The sequence below is a fragment of the Wolbachia endosymbiont (group A) of Barypeithes pellucidus genome, assembly GCF_964030885.1.
In the GTDB taxonomy this organism is placed as follows: domain Bacteria; phylum Pseudomonadota; class Alphaproteobacteria; order Rickettsiales; family Anaplasmataceae; genus Wolbachia.
Genome location: NZ_OZ034985.1, coordinates 611,819 through 634,311, shown reverse-complemented (window position 1 = coordinate 634,311; position 22,493 = coordinate 611,819). Strand labels below are relative to the sequence as shown.

The 22,493-nt window shown below is 35.8% G+C and carries 20 protein-coding genes, 1 tRNA gene and 2 pseudogenes; 12 read left to right on the top strand and 11 right to left on the bottom strand.

Annotation, left to right across the window (positions count from 1 at the left end):
• Positions 1–46: 46 nt before the first annotated feature.
• From ACQH1X_RS03375 to ACQH1X_RS03355, 5 genes are all read right to left on the bottom strand, one after another.
• Positions 47–1,549 (bottom strand): leucyl aminopeptidase, encoded by a 1,503-nt coding sequence (locus ACQH1X_RS03375; protein ID WP_425386657.1) that lies wholly within the window; start codon positions 1,547–1,549, stop codon positions 47–49.
• A 96-nt stretch (positions 1,550–1,645) separates the two neighbouring features.
• Positions 1,646–2,296 (bottom strand): protocatechuate 3,4-dioxygenase, encoded by a 651-nt coding sequence (locus tag ACQH1X_RS03370; protein WP_425386656.1) that lies wholly within the window; start codon positions 2,294–2,296, stop codon positions 1,646–1,648.
• 999 nt (positions 2,297–3,295) lie between these two features.
• Entirely contained in the window at positions 3,296–3,904 is a 609-nt protein-coding gene (locus ACQH1X_RS03365) for an SCO family protein (RefSeq protein WP_425386542.1), read from the bottom strand.
• Positions 3,905–3,948: 44 nt separating this feature from the next.
• A complete protein-coding gene (dnaQ, locus tag ACQH1X_RS03360; protein WP_425386541.1) occupies positions 3,949–4,644 on the bottom strand; it encodes a DNA polymerase III subunit epsilon in 696 nt (231 codons plus the stop codon).
• Between the two features lie 46 nt (positions 4,645–4,690).
• Complete coding sequence (locus tag ACQH1X_RS03355) at positions 4,691–5,320, bottom strand: Tim44/TimA family putative adaptor protein (protein WP_425386540.1); 630 nt, start codon at positions 5,318–5,320, stop codon at positions 4,691–4,693.
• A gap of 164 nt (positions 5,321–5,484) precedes the next feature.
• On the opposite strand from ACQH1X_RS03355, the gene secB reads away from it, so the two are divergent.
• From secB to ACQH1X_RS03335, 4 genes and pseudogenes are all read left to right on the top strand, one after another.
• Positions 5,485–5,988 (top strand): protein-export chaperone SecB, encoded by a 504-nt coding sequence (secB, locus tag ACQH1X_RS03350; RefSeq protein ID WP_265035423.1) that lies wholly within the window; start codon positions 5,485–5,487, stop codon positions 5,986–5,988.
• 14 nt (positions 5,989–6,002) lie between these two features.
• Entirely contained in the window at positions 6,003–8,588 is a 2,586-nt protein-coding gene (acnA, locus tag ACQH1X_RS03345; protein WP_425386539.1) for an aconitate hydratase AcnA, read from the top strand.
• Between the two features lie 124 nt (positions 8,589–8,712).
• A pseudogene (locus tag ACQH1X_RS03340) lies at positions 8,713–9,399 on the top strand (bifunctional proline dehydrogenase/L-glutamate gamma-semialdehyde dehydrogenase); the annotation flags it as partial.
• Between the two features lie 86 nt (positions 9,400–9,485).
• Complete coding sequence (locus tag ACQH1X_RS03335; protein WP_264735368.1) at positions 9,486–10,442, top strand: IS5 family transposase; 957 nt, start codon at positions 9,486–9,488, stop codon at positions 10,440–10,442.
• A gap of 615 nt (positions 10,443–11,057) precedes the next feature.
• Here the strand turns inward: ACQH1X_RS03335 and tkt are convergent.
• A complete protein-coding gene (tkt, locus tag ACQH1X_RS03330; protein WP_425386538.1) occupies positions 11,058–13,031 on the bottom strand; it encodes a transketolase in 1,974 nt (657 codons plus the stop codon).
• Positions 13,032–13,135: 104 nt separating this feature from the next.
• Here tkt and rpsD point away from each other — a divergent pair, with 104 nt between their 5' ends.
• From rpsD to ACQH1X_RS03290, 8 genes and pseudogenes are all read left to right on the top strand, one after another.
• Positions 13,136–13,750: a 30S ribosomal protein S4 gene (gene rpsD / locus ACQH1X_RS03325; protein WP_425386537.1), complete on the top strand. Its 615-nt coding sequence runs from the start codon at positions 13,136–13,138 to the stop codon at positions 13,748–13,750.
• Positions 13,751–13,759: 9 nt separating this feature from the next.
• Positions 13,760–13,846, top strand: a tRNA-Leu gene (locus tag ACQH1X_RS03320).
• Between the two features lie 30 nt (positions 13,847–13,876).
• Positions 13,877–14,091 (top strand): annotated as a pseudogene (gene iscX / locus ACQH1X_RS03315) (Fe-S cluster assembly protein IscX).
• 786 nt (positions 14,092–14,877) lie between these two features.
• Positions 14,878–15,219: a DUF721 domain-containing protein gene (locus ACQH1X_RS03310; RefSeq protein WP_010082513.1), complete on the top strand. Its 342-nt coding sequence runs from the start codon at positions 14,878–14,880 to the stop codon at positions 15,217–15,219.
• Positions 15,220–15,256: 37 nt separating this feature from the next.
• Positions 15,257–15,571, top strand: a complete 315-nt coding sequence (rpmB, locus tag ACQH1X_RS03305; RefSeq protein WP_006279619.1) for a 50S ribosomal protein L28 — start codon at positions 15,257–15,259, stop codon at positions 15,569–15,571.
• The gene (gene lipA / locus ACQH1X_RS03300) at positions 15,564–16,427 is read left to right on the top strand and encodes a lipoyl synthase (RefSeq protein WP_425386536.1); all 864 of its coding nucleotides are present in this window, start codon (positions 15,564–15,566) and stop codon (positions 16,425–16,427) included. The genes rpmB and lipA overlap by 8 nt, the downstream gene beginning before the upstream one ends.
• 60 nt (positions 16,428–16,487) lie before the next feature.
• Positions 16,488–17,204 carry a bifunctional demethylmenaquinone methyltransferase/2-methoxy-6-polyprenyl-1,4-benzoquinol methylase UbiE gene (ubiE, locus tag ACQH1X_RS03295; RefSeq protein ID WP_425386535.1) on the top strand — a complete coding sequence of 239 codons (717 nt, stop codon included), beginning with the start codon at positions 16,488–16,490 and terminating at the stop codon, positions 17,202–17,204.
• Entirely contained in the window at positions 17,201–18,316 is a 1,116-nt protein-coding gene (locus ACQH1X_RS03290) for an FtsW/RodA/SpoVE family cell cycle protein (RefSeq protein WP_425386534.1), read from the top strand. The genes ubiE and ACQH1X_RS03290 overlap by 4 nt, the downstream gene beginning before the upstream one ends.
• Before the next feature lie 300 nt (positions 18,317–18,616).
• Here the strand turns inward: ACQH1X_RS03290 and ACQH1X_RS03285 are convergent, their stop codons facing one another.
• The 5 genes from ACQH1X_RS03285 to ACQH1X_RS03265 all read right to left on the bottom strand — a co-directional run bounded on the left by ACQH1X_RS03285 (position 18,617) and on the right by ACQH1X_RS03265 (position 22,477).
• Positions 18,617–19,327: an ankyrin repeat domain-containing protein gene (locus ACQH1X_RS03285; RefSeq protein ID WP_425386533.1), complete on the bottom strand. Its 711-nt coding sequence runs from the start codon at positions 19,325–19,327 to the stop codon at positions 18,617–18,619.
• A 160-nt stretch (positions 19,328–19,487) separates the two neighbouring features.
• Entirely contained in the window at positions 19,488–19,787 is a 300-nt protein-coding gene (locus tag ACQH1X_RS03280) for a type II toxin-antitoxin system RelE family toxin (RefSeq protein WP_250295924.1), read from the bottom strand.
• Positions 19,768–19,992, bottom strand: coding sequence for a hypothetical protein (locus ACQH1X_RS03275; RefSeq protein ID WP_174132978.1), 225 nt, complete (start codon positions 19,990–19,992; stop codon positions 19,768–19,770). The genes ACQH1X_RS03280 and ACQH1X_RS03275 overlap by 20 nt, the downstream gene beginning before the upstream one ends.
• A 95-nt stretch (positions 19,993–20,087) precedes the next feature.
• Complete coding sequence (argS, locus tag ACQH1X_RS03270; RefSeq protein ID WP_425386532.1) at positions 20,088–21,794, bottom strand: arginine--tRNA ligase; 1,707 nt, start codon at positions 21,792–21,794, stop codon at positions 20,088–20,090.
• 278 nt (positions 21,795–22,072) lie between these two features.
• On the bottom strand, positions 22,073–22,477 hold the full coding sequence (locus ACQH1X_RS03265; protein ID WP_425386531.1) for a hypothetical protein: 405 nt from the start codon (positions 22,475–22,477) through the stop codon (positions 22,073–22,075).
• Positions 22,478–22,493: the final 16 nt, after the last annotated feature.

Below are 22,493 nucleotides of genomic sequence, written 5' to 3'. Positions count from 1 at the left end.
TGTTCATGTAGCTGTGAGTCAAGCCATAAATCCAGTATAAAGACCTTTAATCATTGGCTTCGTAGTACTTTTCAACCAACTTATTAAGTAACCTTACACCAAAACCTACTGCTCCTCTTGGACAAATGTCAGTACCTTTTTCGTGCCAAGCAGTGCCTGCGATATCTAAATGTGCCCAGCAAGTTTCATTCACAAAACGCTGTAAAAACTGTGCAGCCATTATGCTATCTCCACCAGAGCCTGCAGGAGCGATGTTTTGAACATCAGCAATCGGTGAATCAATAATTTTGTCATAAGTTTCATTCATAGGAAAACGCCATAACTTCTCACTTACTTCATTTCCTGCATCAATCAGACGGTTTGCTAATTCATCATTATTTGAAAAAAGACCAGCATATTCGTTATTTCCAAGTGCAACCACTATAGCACCAGTTAAAGTTGCAAGATCAATCATAAATTTTGGTGAGAATCTGTCTTGCGTATACCATAAAGCATCTGCAAGTATGAGCCTTCCTTCTGCATCGGTGTTCAACACTTCTATTGTCTGTCCAGACATTGAAGTTACTACATCACTCGGTCTTTGAGCATTACCACCCACTGCATTTTCTGCAAGTGCGACCACGCCGATTGCATTTACTTTTGCTTTTCGTCCTGCTAAAGCATGCATCACCCCAACCACAGTAGCAGAGCCTGCCATGTCATATTTCATTGACTCCATACCACGTGAAGGTTTGAGTGATACTCCACCAGTGTCAAACGTTATACCTTTACCAACAAAAGCTATTGGCTTTTGTTCTTTAGCAGCCCCATTCCATTTTATCACTACTAATTTTGGTTCTTTACTACTTCCTTGTGCAACTCCAAGCAAGGCTCCCATTTTTTTCTCTTCCATCTGCTTTTTATCAAGCACTTCGATTTCAAGGCCAAGCTTAGTAAGTTCTTTTTTTATATGATCAGCATAGGATTCTGGATATAGAATGTTAGGAGGCTCTGTTATAAAAGAGCGCGCAAGGAATATACTCTCACCTTCTTGCCTTAAGTGCTTAAATGATCTTTCAGCATTACTTAACTGCTCATCTTTTACTAATACGGTAATTTCCTCTACCTCTGTAATTTTCTCATCCTTTTTAGTTTTATACTTATCAAACTTAAAACTACGCAGAAACGCACCATATGCAACATTTGCTGCACTACCTTCGATTAAAATCGCTGCTTTCTTAATTTTTAATCTACTTAGCTCACAATATATTTTACCACCAATATTTAATTCTTTATTTTCATTCCATTCATCCTTCTTACCAAGTCCAACAACTATGACATTTTTTTCTTCTGGCAAAGTAGTAGAGAAAAATTCACCAAAACTTCCATTGAAATCGCTAAATTGCTTTATATTATCTATGATCTGTTTTCTTTGCAAAACTCCGCCATCATTTACGGTTTCGTTGTCCTCAAATAAACCCGTTACTATTGTTTTAAAATCGGGCGAAATTTTAGAAATTGTTATTTTCATTGCTGGCATCTCCGTTGCAAATAATTGTAAACTGTACATAAAACATAGCAAAAACATCAGTAAGATATTTTTCATATATACCTAAGTACAATAACACTCAAGTTTACTATGGACTCCCTTACATGCAAGGGTTTTTTATCTTTTATTAGAGAACTTATTATATCCGCCCAAGGTAATGTTAAACGTATAGGTTTTTATGATTTGATCATTGTAAGTAAATGGTGCTATGAGAAGGCTTGCAAGCCCATTACTAACAAAATCTCCAAGAATAGGATCAGCACAATTATCGCAATTATGGTCAGTAAAAAACATTTGCGTTGTGAATTCCGGAAAATCTGGATGTTGAACTAGAAAGTTGATGTGTGGAGCTCTATCACTAATTTTACCAGGTGCTATCGTAATAAAATTATAATAGCCAAGATTATTCACTACAAACCTTCCTGATCCAGCAAAATTCGGATCGAGTTGATTATCCTCTATATTCTTATTGTAATGGTTCATGCCGCGTGAATTTGCGTGCCATATAGAAACTACAGCATTTTGTATTGGTAAACAGTTTATATCAGTAATTCTACCCACTATGTGTATTAATTCTCCCGTTGCACTATTTGGAGAACCAGGTTTTCTTCTTAAATTGTTTGAAGAGTTAAAATTTTTTGGCCTTGCATCAAGATCATAAATCTCTGGAGTTTCAATGCAGTTAAGCAAAACAGGATCAGCTGCAAATAGCGGCAAACTGAATACCGTTTGTACTAAAAACGCTAATAAGATATTTTTCACATTCATTTCATTCACAATAGACTTCTTGCATAACCATATAACAAACTTTTATTGGGAATAGAAACAAAAAACTTACTTGACACCCTTCGCCAGTCCCCTTATCATTGTACTGAAGGTATTCAGTTATCTTCATCTGTGCACCTTATGTCTTCACAACATTTCTGGGTTTTTACCTACACAAGCTGAAACGCGCTTATAAGTCGTTTAAGACAGTATAGAACGCCGATTTGCAGGATTAGAGAGTGACAACTAGCTAACACGGGATTTCTTTTGCCTTTTTTTCTGCTTAGTAAATTTCTTAAACATTTAAACAAAGGTGAGTTGCATTTAAAAGCAGCTAAATTGCAGTGTTTAAGACTTAAAAAACGCCAATACTGAAAATAGACAATGACCAGGGCTTCTTTTGCCTTTTTTTTATTTGGTAAATTTCTTAATGTTTATAACTAAAAGAGCCCAAGAGAGGTGTCATTCCAGTGCCCCTGTGATGTCATTCCAGTGCTTGACACTGGAATGGCTTTGTTGCATCGCTAGCTATGATGGATTAAAGATAAAAAAGATAGAGAATATCAGTAGCTTATTATTCTGGTATTTATAACAAGAACGGTCAGTGAATACCTAAATTTGAGTAAAAGAAATTTCACTACCACTCACTAATCCGGCTAAAATTCAAGAATTTCAATGCTTTAGCTATTTTCAATAGAATTAAATTTATTAATATAAATAATAAATTACTATTCTTAAATTTGATCAGATTGATTGCAAAAAAACAAGATTTTCAATAGGTTGCTTATAATCCTAACTATAGTTAGCCTTTCATAAGTAGCGATGCAACAAAGCCATCCCAGTGTCTGGGCACTGGGATGACACCCCACTGGTGGGAATTGCTCCCAAACTACAACGTTCGTACAGTTGTGTGTGTCTTCCCATGGAGATTGCTCTCAAAATTATAATGCTCATGCAGTTGCGTGCTCGATTAATTTACTGCGCAACAGAAGAATCTATAATTCAGTTTACGTATTTTCTTATTTCAGCCAAAATCTTATCAGATTGACTTTCGTCTGAATTTAAATCAGCTGCAAAGTGTGTAACATATTTTCCTCCAGGGCCAATAAGATATATTATCGAAGAATGGTTGATTTCTTCTTCTCCACCAACTTTGCTAGCGTATACTTTATACTTTGCAATTACTTCGTCTATTTTTTCTCTTTGACCAGTTAACATTTGTATTCTATGGTCAAATTGCTGCTGAAATTCTTTAAGTCTTTCCGTGCTATCACGCTCAGGATCAACTGTGATAAAAAATGTTTGTAGCTTGTTGTTAGTTTTCTCATCTAACTTTGCAAGTGTTTCTGAAATTATCCCAAGGTTCATAGGGCAAATTCTTTTGCATGAGGAAAACCCAAAGAAAATCATCATGTATTTATCTTTAAAATCACTACTGCGTAAGATCTGTCCGTCCTGATTAATTAAAGAAAAATCTCCGCCCATCTTAACTTCTGCGTTGTGAATCGCTACTGGGGCAAATATGCCTTTTTTGGTGAAATAACAATAACCTAAAAAAACAACTGCTAATGCTACTAGCATATTAGATAACAATCTTATAAACCTTACCATTAGGGTGCTCTCAGTAAAACTAAATTGTATCTTTATTAGTTGACCTATTCAATATATTTATTCCAAAGTGTATTGTTAATTTTGTCTAACAGTTTCTTATGTTCATCAATTTCTTCACTATTTGGTGAATGTTCTCTGGGAGTTAGATTACGCACTTTATGCTGAACGAATGTAGAGTTACTGTCCTGATTGCGTTCATTATCAAACAGAAAGGTTTGTAACCCTCCTGTAAGTTCAACATATACCTTTGCAAGCAATTGAGCATCAACTAGTGCTCCGTGCAATTCTCTATTCTCTAGCGATATATCAAAACGCTTACATAATGCATTCAAAGAAGCAGGTGATCCTGCGAATTTTTTCCTCGCAAGAGGTAATGTATCTAGCACTCTATCTGAGGAAATTAACCCAGCATTCAGCTTGCTTAATTCCATGTTAAGGAACTTAACATCGAATTCAGCGTTGTGAATTACCAAAATATCATTAGATATAAAGTCAAGAAATTCAAGTGCAACATCTGAGAATAATGGTTTATCTTCTAAAAATTCTTCACTAATACCGTGAATCTTAAACGAATGATAAGGTATATCTCTTTCTGGGTTAAGGTATCGATGGAATACTTTACCTGTTGGAATGCGGTTAATTAATTCCACACACCCTATTTCGATAATTCGATGACCAGATTTAGTGTCAAGACCTGTCGTTTCAGTGTCAAGTACTATTTCGCGTAGCTTGCTTTCCATGGTTAACTCTAAATAAAACTAATCTTACTTGTCATTTGTCTTATCGTTACTTGTCTTTATTATAGTGAATAGAAACAAGCAACCAGCTTGGGTCTGATGAATTAACATTTTTTTTGAATTGCCATACATCCTCAACTTTATTAATGGTGGATGTACTACCTGATATGATATCCCCTTCATTGTTCTTAACGAAGTTAATTTGCTCTGAAAGGAAATATACTGCAATAAACACTGTGTTTTTTACTAGCTTTATTTCTAAAATCTTTTGTGAAACGATAGAAACAATTATAGACTCGTGCACCTCTTTACGATGTTTAATCTTCTCTGCAAAATTATCATATAAGTCTTTATCGAGAAGTGGTTTTAACTGAGACAAATTTCCTTGATTGAAATACTTTATTATTAATTCAAAAGCTATGCTTGAACCTTCTATAAAGTGGGAAATAGAAAAATCTTTGTTTTTTTTTAATATTTGTTCATAAGTAACTTTTATTGAATTTTTATCATTGCTATCAATGTAATCCTCAATGTTTTCTACTACATCTTCTTTACTTCGACTTACATCCAATACATTAGTTAGCTTTTTTAGGTTGAGATTGGCTGACCTTCCTAAAGAATTATACAAACGTGAAAAAATGAACGCCGCTAATAAAGCATATATTACAAGCTCTACCATAGTAACTCAACTCCTTGGCATATAAAGTATCCGAACATTATTAATTATCAATGAAAATATGTTTTTCATATCAACTTATAATCAGGTTTGCTATTCATTTGTAAATGGATATATTATATAAGAAAGTATTAAATATCTCAACTTAATTAAAGGAGACGTAAGAAATGCCACAACAAAAAATGAGAATTCACGGTCAATATGTTAAAGATCTATCATTTGAGAATCCGAATTCGCCATTCCTTTCTTCTAGTAAAGCTCCAGATATTAATGTAATGGTTAATATCAATTCAGCAAAATTAGAAGGAATGGAAAACAAAGAAGGAGTAAATGAAGAAAAATCTTTCCATGAAGTTACTTTGCATATAGAAGTCAGAGCAACGATAAAAGATGCAGATATAAAAGATGGCGTAGCTTTCATTTGTGAGACGAAATATTGTGGCATTTTTTCAATAGAAAATTTAAAAGAGTTGAGTGAGGAAGAGGTAAGACAAGCTTTGTTTATTGGCGGACCTACTTTTCTTTTCCCTTTTGCAAGAGAAATAATTGCAAGAGTTACAAGTAGTGGTGGATTTCCCCCACTGATGCTGGATCCTATAGATTTCGAAACTATGTACGAGCAGCAAAGTCAACAACAAAAAAGTAACGGTAGTAATTCCAATTTTAACTAATATAGTGTGATAGGATGAACAATTCTTTAAATGCAAAAACGACTTTAAACATTGACGGGAAGTCATACAACTATTTTAGCCTAAGTAGTGCTAGTGAATTTTTAGGAATAGATGTGACTAAATTGCCTTGCTCACTTAAGGTTCTGCTTGAAAATTTATTGCGCAATGAAGATGGAGTAAACGTAAAGCTAGATGACATAAGAGCACTAGCAGACTGCGTTAATAAACACACTAATCACGAAATTAGCTATAAACCAGCAAGGGTGTTGATGCAAGATTTTACAGGGGTTCCTGCTGTTGTTGATCTAGCTTCAATGCGGGACTATGTTAAGAAAAATGGAGGAAACCCAAGCAATATAAATCCGTCTGTACCGGTTGATCTTGTGATTGACCATTCTGTTCAAGTAGATAGTTATGGAAGTGTTTCCGCATTCAGTAAGAATGTTGAGTTAGAAGTAAAAAGAAATTTGGAGAGATATCAATTTTTAAAGTGGGGGGAATCGTCCTTCACAAATTTTAGAGTAGTACCACCAGGTACTGGAATTTGCCACCAAGTGAATCTTGAATATTTAGCGCAAGTTGTGTGTAATAATGATGGAGTCATATATCCTGACACTTTAGTTGGTACTGACAGCCATACTACAATGGTTAACGGGTTATCAGTCCTTGGTTGGGGTGTTGGAGGCATAGAAGCTGAGTCTGTAATGCTTGGTCAACCAATTAGTATGGTGATTCCAGAAGTAGTTGGATTTAAATTAATTGGCAGACTGCCGGAAGGAGTAACTGCGACTGATTTAGTGCTGACGGTTACCAATATCCTAAGAACGAAAGGTGTTGTTGGTAAATTTGTAGAGTTTTATGGTGATGGTTTAGATTATTTATCTTTGGCAGATAGAGCCACTATAGCAAACATGGCCCCAGAGTATGGTGCAACTTGTGGATTTTTTCCAATTGATCAGAAAACGCTAGATTATTTAAACTTGACCGGAAGGCCAAAAGAGCTGATTAAATTAGTTGAGGCTTATGCGAAAGAGCAAGGACTGTGGCGTAGCAGTGACGAGTTAGCGTTTTTTGACACACTAGAGCTTGATTTATCAAGCGTGAAGCCAGTAATGGCTGGTCCCAAAAGACCACAAGATAAGGTTTTTCTTTCACAAGTGGCAGAGTCTTTTTCTAAATCATTTTCAGTTAATGAGTCAAAGGAAAGCGATAAACTCCAAGATGGAAGTGTAGTTATTGCAGCAATAACAAGCTGCACTAACACCTCAAATCCAAGTGTGATGATTGCTGCAGGTCTTGTAGCTCGTAATGCAATTAAACTTGGATTAAAATCAAAGCCTTGGGTTAAAACTTCTCTTGCTCCAGGGTCACAAGTTGTAACAGAATATTTAGAAAAGTCTGGATTGCAGGTAGATCTGAATGCTTTGGGCTTTAATTTAGTTGGATATGGTTGCACAACTTGCATTGGAAATTCTGGTCCACTAAATAGTGATATAGAAGATGATATTAAAAATAAAAACCTAACTGTTGCTGCAGTTTTGTCTGGCAATCGTAACTTTGAAGGAAGAATTCATCCGTTAGTCAAAGCTAATTACTTGGCATCTCCGCCACTTGTTGTTGCATATGCACTTGCAGGCACTGTACGAATTGACCTGACAAAAGATTCAATATGCAAAGATAAGAATGGAAATGATGTCTATCTCAAAGATATATGGCCAACAAACAATGAAATCGAAGATTGTGTTAAAAGTGTGGTAACACGTGAGATGTTCATACAAAAGTATAAGGATGTTTTTTCTGGTGATGAACATTGGCGAAAGATAAAGTGTGAAAAAAGTGAAATCTATAATTGGGATGCAAACAGCACTTACATACAAAATCCGCCTTATTTTGATAATTTATCACCTAAAAATAATAAAATCGATATAAAAGGTGCACAAATATTGGCAATGTTTGGCGATAGCATAACCACTGATCACATTTCCCCTGCTGGAAATATTGCCTCAAGTAGTCCTGCAGGTATATATTTAAAAAATCTTGGAATTGAGCCACAGGACTTTAATTCGTATGGGTCTCGTCGTGGTAACCACAATGTAATGATGCGTGGGACTTTTGCTAACATTAGAATAAAAAATGAAATGGTAAGCATCGAAGGCGGCTATACAAAATATATTCCTTCTCAAGAAACTATGTCGATTTTTGATGCAGCAATGCGCTACAAGGAAACTCTCATCATTGTGGCAGGAAAGGAGTATGGCACAGGTTCAAGTAGGGATTGGGCAGCAAAGGGTACTTTATTGTTGGGGATTAAAGTTGTAATTGCAGAAAGCTTTGAGCGTATACATAGGTCCAACTTGGTCGGCATGGGTGTTCTTCCACTTATATTCCAAAATGGAATAACCAGAAAGATATTTGATGGTAGCGAGGTAATAAGCATAAAAGGTGAAATAGTGCCAGGTGGAAATCTAGAATGTATCATCAAAGGAAAGGATAATTCTGAACAATCAATTCAACTCAAATGCTGTGTACAAACCGCAACTGAGATTAAATACTTAATGCATGGCGGAGTGTTAAGCTACATACTTGCACAATCCTTTTAAAGTTATTGCATGGACTTCTTCTAGCCAGCCCTGATCCCTTTTTAAATAATGATTTGTTCTATGCAAAGTTATGATATAATTTTACCTTACATATGGTAACAGAGTGTTTTGCAGATAATTATATATGATTAGTCCTATACAAGAACCTAACGAGTTGAGAAAACGTTTACAAGGGTTTTATCGTACTGATGAGAAAAGTTATGTACGCCGCCTTGTAGAAAAAACAGAGCTTTCGGCTGATTCAAAAAATAGAATTTATAATATAGCAAAACAAGTTATTGAAAAGATTAAAGGCAACAAATTAGATGTCATAGATTCTTTCATGCAGCAATACTCGCTTTCCAATGACGAAGGAATAGCGCTTATGTGTCTTGCTGAGTCACTACTTAGAATACCAGATGATTATACAATAGACGAGCTAATCAAAGATAAAATTGCCAATCAAGAATGGAGTAAATATTTAGGACATTCTTCCTCATTGTTTGTCAATGCTTCCACACGGAGTTTAATGATAGGAAGTAGTATATTGAGAGATAATGAAGGCGATTCGAAGTTCTATTACGCAATTTCTAAATTACTTAAAAATTTAGGAGAGCCGATTATTCGCAAAGCAGTAAAACAAGCAATGTCTATGCTTGGTAATCATTTTGTTGTTGGAGAAACCATAGAAGAAGCTTTAAGATATGCAAAACTAGATGACAATAGTAAGTTTTTATACTCTTTTGATATGCTTGGTGAAGCTGCTCACACAGCTGAGGATGCGGAAGAGTATTTTAATTCATATATGCATTCAATAAAAGCTATAGGTGAATGGCTTTGTTGCATAGCAACCGAAAAAATCTGGTAGCTACTGACAAAATTCATTATAAATAACCATTTAACTGTTGAAGAAAAAATATGCCACAGAAAATGAAAGTCAGTAACCAAAACGAATATAACAAATTCCTTGAAAAAAGGGGAAATATTTTTCGTTACATCGATGAAGCTATCGAAAATTGGTATGAAAATAGTCCAAAAATGCAGGGCGGCAACTATATTTACAGTGATAAAGTCGTAATTTTGGTGCATATAATTGTCAATCTTTTTAGAATTGGTTTAAGACAAACGGTGGGGTTTATAAAAGGATATCTGCAACAAATAGGAAAAAATTTGGCAGTTATCAGCTATTCACAAGCATCAAGAAGGTTTAAAAAACTTAATATTAAGATAAATGATTGCAGGGTTGATAAAAGCAACATGGAAAATATTGAAATTATCATAGATAGCACAAGTATCAGCATTTACAGTAACACTCCTGGCCACAGTAAGGAAAACAGTGCAGATAGAAAGTACCGAAGCTACGAGCAAGTAAGAAAGTTACATGTTATGTTAAGTGTGAATAGTAAAAAAGCTATAGCTGCAAGATACAGTAATGGCGTCTACTCTGACCACTATGGAGCTTGCGATTTGCTTGAAGAAGTTAATTTTCAGCACAAAATAAAAGCATTATATGCAGATAGGGCATACGATAGGCACAAACTTTATAAATTGTGTAAGAAATACGATATAAAGACAAAAGTTCTACCAAAAAAGGATGCAGCAGAACATTCAAAAATAGATTATATGTCTGACAGAAATGCTGCTATTAGGTTAATAAAATTATATGGACAAGATGGTGTAAAAGAGTGGAAAAAGGAAGCGATTTATGGAAAGAGATCTTACATAGAAGGATTTTTCTCAAGGTTGAAGCAAGTATTTGGATTTAGCTTTAGGAATAAATCTGAAGTAAATCGTGAAAAAGAATTACTAATTAAGTGCTATTTGCTCAACAAATTCACTGATATTGGTATGGCTAAATTTGAAATCATTACATAAATTTGTCGTAAACCATCACTGCTTAAGGTGCTATGCAACAAAGCCCACTGGGATCCAGCTTTTTCATAATCATCAAAACGTTGTACTTTAGCATAAAACGGCTACTTTTATGCTTACCAACTTAATAAAATTCCTGGATCCCAGTGTCTGGGCACTGGGATGACGGTTGTCGTTTAGCCATAAATATTTAAGAAATTTACCAAACAAAAAAAAAGGCAAAAGAAGCCCTAGTCATTGTCTACTTTCAGTATTGGCGTTTTTTAAGTCTTAAACACTGCAATTTAGCTGCTTTTAAATGCAACTCACCTTTGTTTAAATGTTTAAGAAATTTACTAAGCAGAAAAAAAGGCAAAAGAAACCCCGTGGTAATTAGTGTTCACTCCCTAATCCTGCAAATTGGCGTACTATACTGTCTTAAACGACTTATAAGCGCGTTTCAGCTTATATAGGTAAAAACCCAGAAATGTTGTGAAGACATAAGGTGCACATAGTGCAAAAAATTAAAAATAAGACGCCAACTACGTTGTTTTCTTGCTGTTTAATCTGCACAGATGAAGATAACTGAATACCTTCAGTTTCATGATAAAGGGGCTGGCAGAGTTTGTCAAGTGGTTTCTATTGAATATATACAGTGGAATGATAAAATTCACACACACATTTTACTACGTGATCAGCGCTGATATTAAAATGCTCATAAAGTGTTTTATAAGGTGCTGATTCTCCAAAGCTTTTCATGCCAATAAATATACCGTTTGAACCTATATATTTATGCCAACCCATTTCACTTCCGGCTTCAATTGCAACTTTAATGCTGTCATTATTTAATATCGCCGCTTTATATTCATCACTTTGCTCGTCAAAAAGCCTCCAGCATGGCATAGAAACAACCCTTGCACCTATACCTTTTTCCTGCAATTTCTCCCTTGCTTCAACTGCAATTTCAACTTCAGATCCGGTAGCAAATATTGTCACTTTTAATTCTTTTGAACATTCACACAAAATATATGCACCAAACTTCGATAGATTAGCAGATTGATCGATATCAGAATGCATGTAATTGACATTTTGCCTTGAGAGCGCAAACAGTGCAGGTGATTCTTTTTTTTCGAGTGCAATGCTAACGCACTCTAGAGTTTCAATTGCATCTGCTGGCCTAAAAACATATAGATTTGGTATAGCGCGTAAAGAAGCTAAATGCTCTATTGGTTGGTGAGTTGGGCCATCTTCTCCCACTCCCATTGAGTCATGAGTCATCACATACATAACCTGCTGTTTCATCAGAGCTGAAAGACGTATAGCAGGACGACAATAGTCAGAAAACACTAAAAAAGTGCCGCTATAAGGAAGAATCGCGCCGTGAAGTGCCATACCATTCATACATGCTGCCATAGCGTGTTCTCTCACTCCATAGTGGACATAAGAACCACTATAATTATTACTATCTATTACCTGCATGTGCTTATATTTAGTGCAATTTGACCCAGTAAGATCAGCAGAACCGCCGATTAATTCTGGCATATGTTGTGTTAAAAGTTCCATTACCATGCCGAAAGAAGATCGAGTAGCTTCGTTTGGCATTGTCTCGTGTATTTGTTTCTTCAAGTTAGCCAAAACACTATCGATATTGTCTGGTAGACGTTTATCTAACCGTCTTTGAAGTTCTTTATTTTCTCTGGTCAAGCACTGGAATGATATCGTGTAGTTTTGTTTTGCTCTCTCAACAGTTTTCTTCCAGGCATTTTTCACATCTTCTGGCACATGAAATGGTTCGTAATTCCAGTTTAATTTCTCTCTCATCTGTTTGATGTCTTCCTCCGAAAAAGCACCACTGTGAGCAGAGGATGTGCCAGCACGGCTTGAAAATTTTCCGATAATGGTTTTGCAGCAGATCATTGTAGGTTTATCAGATTTTTTTGCTTGCTCTATTGCAAGGGATATGGCATCAAAATCATGGCCATCAATTTTGTCAACATTCCATCCATACGCTAAGAAGCGTTTCTCTACATCATCAGAGCAGGAAAGGCAAGTAGTGCCATCTATAGAAATATCATTGTCATCGAAAAGGGCTATTAATTTATTCAATTTAAGATGCCCAGCAAGTGATGCTGCTTCATGGCTTATTCCTTCCATAAGACAGCCATCCCCTAGCATTACGTAAGTGTAGTGATTGATTCTGAATTGCTTTTTAAGGATTGATTCAGCAAGTGCCATGCCAACAGCAGCGGCAAACCCCTGACCGAGCGGGCCTGTTGTTGCTTCTACCCCGGAAGTCAAGCCAAACTCTGGATGACCTGGGGTCTTGGATCCCATTTGCCTGAAGTTTTTTAGCTCATCTATGCTAATATAACCTGTCAAATATAATATTGAGTATAGTAACATTGATCCATGACCGTTTGATAAAACAAAGCGATCTCTATTGAACCATTTAGAATCATCAGGATTATGATTCAGGTATTTAGCAAACAAAACAGTTGCAACATCTGCCATGCCAAGTGGCATACCTGGGTGTCCAGAGTTTGCTTTTTGTACTGCATCAATTGATAAAAAACGGATGGCGTTTGCCATAGATTCCAAAGGTAGATGATTCATAGAAAAACTAAAAATGAAGTATAAAAGATTATACCAGCAAAAACAAGTTGACACTAAGTGCTAAAATCCTTAATAATCTAGAGTTGAATCGTGAGAGTTTTTATATGACAACTGTTATCACTAGAAAGTATAGGATTAGCCGTAGACTTGGTGTAAATTTATGGGGTAGAGCTAAAGACCCAGTAAACAAAAGGAAATACCCTCCTGGTCAACATGGTATTCTTGGATTCAAGAAGTTATCCGACTTTGGTAAGCAGTTTGCTGCGCATAAGAAATTTAAGTTTTACTATGCGATTTCAAGTAAGCAGCTCAGACATACATTTTTAGATGCTTATAACAGAAAGGGTTATACGGCTGATAATTTTATCGGTATCTTAGAATCGAGGTTAAGTTCTGTTTTATACCACTCTAGTCTTGTGCCAACAATTTATGCAGCGAAGCAGCTCATATCTCATAAGCACGTTACAGTTAATGATAAGGTGGTTAACATATCAAGTTATCGAGTGAAACCAGGTGATATAATAAAAATAAGAGAAAGGGCAGCAAAAATCCCTGTAGTAGTAGAGGCTGAACAAAAACAAGAGCGCAAGGCTCCGGATTATTTGGAGACAGATAGTAAAGAGCATTCAGTGAAATATTTGAGGTCGCCTCAATATTCTGAGGTTCCTTATTCAGCGGACATGGAAGTCAATTTAGTAGTAGAGTTTTACTCTAGATAGGTAAAAAAAGCCCGTGTGGCGGAATCGGTAGACGCAGCGGACTTAAAATCCGTGGGTTTTTCGACCTTGGGAGTTCAAGTCTCCCCATGGGCACCAATTTAACTTAGCAGATAAATACAAAAAAGTATGAAATGGCTTGATATAGAAGATATTGTAGAAGCTCTGGAGGAAAAATTTCCAGATGAGAATATAATTAGTATCAGATTCACTGAGCTTAAAAAAAGGTCTTGAGTTTAGAGGAATTTGATGATGATGAAAAACGCTGTAACGAGAAAATACTCGAAGCCATTCAAGCAGCTTGGATTGAGGAAAGATCAGCAATAAACCATCCACAAATATAGTTTCTATTGCAATTTGCATATTGATTATGCTATTTTTTGGATCTAGCCTGGCAAGTTAATAATAATTTAACTAATTACGATTAAAACAGCTATAAGGTTAATTATGAGGCAAAGATGACAGCACAAAAATTTTTGAATGGAACGTGATTACAACTTACTTGACAAGTGCTGCGTTGAGATAAATTTTACATAAAAATACTGCTTTTTACGGTGTGAGGCCAGAGGGTAGAGTCTTCGTAAAGCAGTTAGAAGGTTGTCATCCCAGTGTCAGCTACACAACTGTACGAACATTTGTTTTTGTTAAACACAACAAATGGTGTCATGCCAGTGCTTGACACTGGCATCCAGCTTTTGATCGAAAATGTTGTATAGTGCACAATCAATTTTTCTGGATCCCAGTGTCTGAGCACACAACTGTACGAACGTTGTAGTTTGGGCCACCAGTGGGGTGTCATCCCAGTGCCCAGACACTGGGATCCAGCTTCTATGCAACTTAATTAAAAACGTTTATTTTAGCGTAAGACAACTACCTTTAGCTCATCAGCTCAGTTATAAGCAAAATTTCTGGATTCCAGTGTCAAGCACTGGAATGACACCATTTGCTGTGCAATTTACCTTCAAAAATGAATGTTCGTACAGCTATGTGTCTGAGCACTGGGATGACATCCTCCCTGGTGGACTCAAATTACAATGTTCGTGCAGTACGCACTGGAATGACAGGGCTTTAAGAAATCCAATGTAGTGGTAAACCTTACTTATTTAGTTATACTAGAAAAAAACAGAAAAATGCTCAAACGTAGCGGTCCAAAAAAATTAAAGTCTATAATTGAAAATTACGCATTAAAATGCATGAAAAATAAAATTAGCAAAAATGAAATACGTCTGATTTTAAACTGGCGAAATATAGTAGGGAAAGAAATAGCAGAGTGTACAAAACCAAAAAAGATCTCATATGCACAGAATATAAATTCGGGTGTATTGCATCTGGTAGTAACAAATGGCAGTAAAGCATTAGAAATTCAGCATATGATTTCTCTTATAATAGAAAAAATTACGATATTTTTTGGCTACAAAGCAGTATATGGTATAAAAATTAAGCAAGAGAGTATTGACTATTTGACTATATAAGGTAATCTAAGTACATAGAATAATTTGGTATATTGAAGTGAGTAGAGTTTGTGAATTAACAAATAGAAAAAAATCTTTTGGTAATAAGGTATCACATTCGAATCGTAAAACAAAGCGTACCTTTCTTTTAAATTTACATAAGGTTACGTTGACAAGTGATATATTGAATAAAAAGTTTAGATTTCGTGTGGCAACAAGAACTTTGAGAACTATAGATTACAAAGGTGATTTAGATGCTTTTTTGCTCAACACAAGAACGATTAAACTAAGTGAGAAAGCGCAGAAGATAAAAAGAAGGTTGAAAAAAGTTTTAGTAAAGCAAGAGGTAGAGTTAGCCGTTTCAGATGCATAGCAAACCTCAATGGCTCAGAGCAAAAGCTCCGACCGGTGAAGTATTCAATGAAACTTTAAACATCGTTAAACTGCATAACTTACATACGGTATGTGAAGAAGCTGCATGTCCAAATATTGGTGAATGTTGGAATAAACGTCATGCTACTGTGATGATTCTTGGTTCTGTTTGCACTCGTGCTTGTGCATTTTGCAACGTTGCAACTGGCATTCCTGATAAACTAGACCCTCATGAGCCAGAAAATTTAGCAAAAGCGATAAAAAAGTTAAACTTAAAACATGTTGTCATTACCTCTGTTGATCGTGATGATTTGCCAGATGGTGGCGCAAATCAGTTTATAAAGTGCATAGAAGAAATTAGAAAGATAACTTCAGAAACAACAATAGAGATTTTAACTCCTGATTTTTTAAATAAGAAAGGAGCATTTGAAGCAATTGCTGTTGCATCACCTGATGTCTATAACCACAATATTGAAACAGTGCCGAGATTGTATGCAAAAATAAGACCACGAGCTCGCTATTTTCATTCACTATATTTACTGAAGATGGTAAAGCAGATTAATCCTAAAGTTTTCACAAAGTCAGGGCTTATGGTTGGTCTTGGAGAAAAAAAAGAGGAAATACTTCAGGTTATGAACGATTTGCGCAGTGCTGAAGTTGATTTTATTACAATTGGTCAATATCTACAACCAACTCCAAAACATGCAAAACTTGATAGGTATGTTACCCCAGAAGAGTTTGAGCATTATAAATACATTGCTTACTCCAAAGGTTTCTTAGTGGTTGCATCAAGCCCACTAACTCGGTCATCATACCACGCTGAAGAAGATTTTAACAGGCTCAAGGCCTGTCGTTAATATTTATGTTAATTCAAATTAATTTTTACTAATTATAAAGGAGTTGAGCGACTTTACGTAATGTCTACTATAAAAATCGAGAAGAAATCACAATTAGTTAAAGAGGTATTCGATTCCGTGGCAAGTCGCTACGACACCATGAATGATATAATGAGCCTTGGAATGCACAGATTATGGAAAGATAAAATGGTAAATAGTGTGCATTTTACAAAAAACTCTAAGGTTTTAGATGTTGCTGGAGGAACTGGAGATATAGCAATAAGAATAGTAAGAAAAGAGCCAAGTGCTAAGGTTACAGTATGCGATATAAATCAGAATATGCTAAGCAGAGGACGTGATAAAGCTATAAATTCAAACCAAATTAATTTTGATTGGGTATGTGCGAACGCAGAAAGTTTACCATTTGAAGACTCCGAATTTGATTATTGCACAATAGCTTTTGGCATTCGAAATGTTTCTGACCGCAAGAAGGCTTTAAATGAGACGCACAGGGTATTAAAACCACATGGAAAATTTATCTGCTTAGAATTTGCCCCTATGCACTATCAAAATGAGATATTTACCAAACTTTATGACTTATATTCATTTAAAGTAATTCCTAAAATTGGCAGCATAGTTGCTCAAGACGAGAGTTCTTATGAATATTTAGTGAAGAGCATCAGAGAATTTCCAACTCAGGCTGATTTTAAAATGGAAATTGAAGAGGTAGGCTTTAAGAATGTTGAGTTTCATAATATGAGCTATGGAATAGTGGCATTACACATTGGAACAAAATGAATATTAAACTCTGGTATAGAACCCTAGATTATTATCTCATCCTTCCAGTGTTTTTTTTGCTCACTATAAGTTTCATTCTTGTTTATTCAGCGAGCCCTGTAATTGCGCAGCGTCTTTCTCTACCACAGGATTATTTTATACGGCGCCATACAATTTATATAGTTCTATCACTGATTACCTTAGTAACATTTTCTTTTCTCAACACAAGAACTATACTTAACCTCTCATTCGCAGGTTTCATTTTATTTACTATTCTAGTGGCAGCTGCGATAATACTTAGTATAGAGGTAAAAGGTGCGAAACGATGGTTACATATTGTCAAAATTTCAGTTCAACCATCTGAGTTCGTAAGGCCATTTTTTTCTGTTGTTATAGCTAGTATCTTGGCCAGCGGAATGAAGTTTAAAATGCACATATCAATCATAATATTTCTGTTAGTTTTTGTGTTGTTACTTTTGCAACCTGATTTCAGTATGTCCATGCTTTTAACATATTCTTTTATTGGTCAAATGTTTATTGCATGTATACCATTTTTATACTTTCTATGCATAATAGGAATGGCCACAACTGGAACTACAATAGCTTACTTATGCCTCCCACATATAAAGCAAAGGATTTACAATTTTGTCTTTTTTACGCAGCGCGATAACTTTCAAGTCACAAAATCATTAGAAGCATTCAAAAGAGGTCAATTAACTGGAGTTGGACCTGGTGAAGGTAGCGTAAAAGCCTCTCTTCCTGATTGTCATACAGATTTTGTATTTTCTGTTTTAGCAGAAGAATTTGGTTTGATTACGTGCTTAGCCACATTGATGTTATTTGGTATCATTTCCGCCCGCTTGCTTTACGCTGCATATAGGGAAAATGAACTACTTAATCTGTTGGTGATTCTTGGTATCTCAATTCAATTCATCACACAATTCATAATAAACATAGGGGTAACATTGAGTGTTTTTCCCACCACCGGCATAACCCTGCCACTACTTAGTTATGGTGGCTCTTCTCTTTTATCTTCGAGCATTGCACTTGGCATAATGCTGTCTTTCAGTAGAAATCAAGCTATCGCATTAAAGTTTCGTGAGCGTGTTATGCTTGGAAGGTATATGGACTAAACTTGTACCGCTCACAACTGTACGAACGTTGCGATATAGGGGTCAAGAATGATGTCATCCCAGTGCCTCTATGATGTCATGAAAGTAGCTGACACTGGAATCCAGCAGATCAAGCTTTCCGCTCATCCCCAGTTATGCCTTGTTCTTCTTCCACTTCATCTATTTTAGTACTAGGCTTTAACATCATATATGTGATACCACCAACTGCTAGTGCCGCCACCGTAACTGCAACAACTGCTATTACTATAGGTATTAACTCAATTGTTCCGGTTGCAAAAAGTGCTACTGCTGCTGCAATGCCTAATACTGCGACTGCACCACTGGCGAAAAGACCTTTTTTAATTGCTGATGTAGGTTGTTTTTTTCTGTTTCTTCCAGGAGGGGTGTTGTATCCTTATTATCATCCTTATCTTGCGTTAAATCGTTTTTTTCTTCGTTTAGTTTTTTTAGCTGTTCTTCTTCTTCTTCCAGAAGCTTCTTTATATCATCAGTTCTAGCTAAATCTCTTGGAGTTTTTCCAGAATTATTCTTTAATAAAAGATCTGCTCCATTTTGTATTAGAGCATTTACTGTGCCTATAACCATATTGAGCAGCATTATGTAGAGGAGACTTTTAAAATTATCTTCTGCATTAACATCTGCTCTTTTTGCTATTAGAACTTTTACTGTATCTATATGACCATTTCTAGCAGCATTAAGTAGAGGAGTACTTTTAAAATAATCTTTTGCATTAACATTTGCTCCGTTTTGTATTAGAGCATTTACTACATCTGCATGACCATTTTTAGCAGCTAAATGCAATAACGTAAATCGATCATATGCTATTAGTGTATCATCTTTAATTTCAAACAGGTAATTTACATCAAAACCAACTTCTTCCCATTTCTTATATTCTTCTGGATATTTCTTTAATTCCTCTTTTATTTTGTCAATTACGTTGTCTTTACTTCGATCTTCTTTCTCATTAACTGCGCTTAATATTTTTTTCCACTCTTCATGTTTTATTACCATAGCTCTACCTACAAATTCAATAATACTTTAACTATTACACATAAAGTAAAAAAGTCAACTCATCTCTTCCAAAGGCTCTATATTAAAGATGGAAAGTCCAGAAGCAATGACGTGCGCTAAGGCTTGTACGAGTTGCAGCGGTGAGGTCTTTCTTATATTTTTAATTGTGTAATCTTCTGTGTTTGTAAATGTTTTTTCTATGCCCCACTGCAGTAATAAGTACTTTACGTTCTGAATGATTTATGATGTAAATTATACGGTAGTTGCTAACCCTTATCCTATATTGCCCTCTAAAGCTATGACATAAAGGCTTTCCTAGATTAAAAGGATCAACTGTAAGGCGTTTCTTTATGGCCTCCTGAACCATTAATTTAATCTTTGCCGGAAGAGCTGGAATTTCTTTTTCAATAACATTTTTTAAGAATTTTATAGTGTAAGTTTTATTTCCAGATGTTTTCATCATCCTCTACTTCTTCTTCACCTTCAGAGAGGCGATCGTCAGCTATTTCGGATAGCTCTACATCTTCTTCGAACTCTTCTTCCACTAAATCTACTAAAACTTCAGGGATAGTTTTATTTTGAATCTCTGCCATTTCTGTAAGATACTGAGCCAATTTACTGTCAAAACTTACATTAACATTGAGCTTTTTTTGACTGTGAGCCATATATTAACCAGAAAATACTACTATAAACTATAACATTTTTACTTAATTTTGTCAATTCCTCTATTCGTTGAAAAAACAATCTTGCACAAAAAAAGTCAACTCATCTCTTCCAAAGGCTCTATATTAAAGATGGAAAGTCCAGAAGCGATGACGTGCGCTAAGGCTTGTACGAGAAACATTCTTGCAGCGGTGAGGTTTAAGTTGTCTTCCAGTATGAACCGCATGTTTAAATCACTCTTGCCATACCCCCATAAAACGTGAAACGCTTCTGCAACTTCAAGTAAGTAGAAAGTAATTCTGTGTGGCTCATAAAGCCTTGCTGCAATTTTTACCACATCTGGCCACTTTGCTAAGGTTTTTATGAGGAAGAGCTCCCCATCGGTCTTTAAAAGTGAAGGATCTGCTGTTGGGAGCTCTTTTGGAGCATTACGCATTAACGAATGAGCACGAGCATGCGCATATTGCACGTAAAAAATAGGATTGTCTTTTGACTGTTCTTTAACTTTAGCAAAATCAAAGTCCAAGACCATATCATTCTTGCGTGTTAGCATTATAAAATGAGTTATGTCCCTGCCAACTTCTTCCACTACATCTCTTGCTGTGAGGAAGTTTCCTGATCTTTTGGACATCTTAACAGGTTTGCCATTCTCAAAAAAATTCACAATATTATGCAGTTTTACCTCTATTTTTGCTTGATTATCACTCAGCGCAGAGACGACTGCTTTGAGCCTTTTGACATAACCGCCGTGGTCACTACCAACCTCTAAGATCATATTGTTAAAACCACGTGATATCTTATCAAAATGGTAAGCGATATCCGAGGCAAAATAAGTCCAACTGCCGTCCTCTTTCTTCAATGCGCGGTCAACGTCATCACCAAATTTTGTAGAGCGAAATAACAGTTCTTTTCTGGAAGTCCAATTTTCGCTTTCTTTGCCTTTTGGTTTCTCCAAGTACCCTTCATACACTAGACCCTTGTCAGACAATATCTTTATACTCTCTTCAATTTTGCCACTTCTTTGTAGCTCATACTCTGAAGTAAAAACATCATGACTTACTCCAAGTAAGTTCATGTCTTCCTTTATGAGTTCTAAGATAGAACTTAAAGTATAGTCTCTAATTATCTGATTATCTTGCTTTTTTAGAAGCTCCTTGCCATATTTTTTAGCCAGCTCCTCCCCTATCGGTTTTAAATATTCACCTGGGTATAAACCTTTTTCTATACTGATTTTTTTTCCCAGAGCTTCTTTGTACCGCAGATATACTGACTTTATTAGTGTATCTATCTGCGCTCCAGCATCGTTAATATAGTATTCCTTAGTAACTTTATAACCAACTTTTTTCAATAAATTTGCCAGAACGTCACCAAATACTGCCCCTCTTGCATGACCAATATGCAGTGGACCAGTTGGATTTGCAGATACAAACTCAACATTGATGGCCTGATTGTTCCCTATATCTAGGGTGCCAAACTCTGTTTTCAGCTCATTTATTTGTTTTAGAATCCCATGCCATACTTCTATTTTTAAGTGCATGTTGATGAAACCAGGGCCCGCTATTTCCACTTTTGCAACTTCATCAAAAAGTTCAAACTCTTTAGCTAAAACCTCTGCAATCTCAACTGGATCCTTCTTTTCATGCTTTGCAAGCACCATAGCAACATTTGTATAGATATCACCATGTGCTCTATTGCTTGGAGGCTCTACAATAAAATTTGCCGCACTTGTATTTATGACACCCCTTTGCTTCAACTCATTTAATTTGCTGGAAATTAGAGAGGAAACCTGCTTGAAAATGTTCATTAACTAAAAAGCTATAAGACTTGTAGCAGTATAGCGAATAAGTGGGGCTAGTTGAAGAGTTATCTGATGTAATCTATAGCTAAAGTGACTTAGGTTTACCGACAATTTGAAGAACTGTCATTCCGCTACTCGTTAGCGGCCGCGGTGGTATGACGTGTTGCTCCGTGTCAGCTACTTGGATGACACCTATAGCCCTGTCATTCCAACGCGTAACGCTGGAATGACAAAGAAGAATGGGCTATTGGTTTTTCATATGGTTATGCAAGATCTTGATTCCCTTATATAAAAAACGCTGGTACTACATCCTGAAAATCCCAAATTGTTTCTTTGCAAACTTCACAATCTCCTTTTTCTTCTGCACAACTAGTTATTCTTTTATCACTATCAAAAAATTCTTTGCATTCATCAAGTGTTTTATCACTTATTGTCCCATCTTTTTTTACAAGTTTATGCGTTTTCTTGTCAGCAATAATCAGTGGTTGATTTTGAGAAAGCACTACCGCTGGCTTATTTTTGTCGATGCTTCCACCTTTGTAATATACTTTTGCGCTTACTACATAAGCCTCATCATCAAAAATATGATTTTTACAATTCTCATACCAATCACCTTCAACATCTTGCCGTATATCATAAGATTCTTTGCAAAGATCACCCGGAGGAATAGTAACGCACCATGCATTCATATCTCCCCTAGGCTCT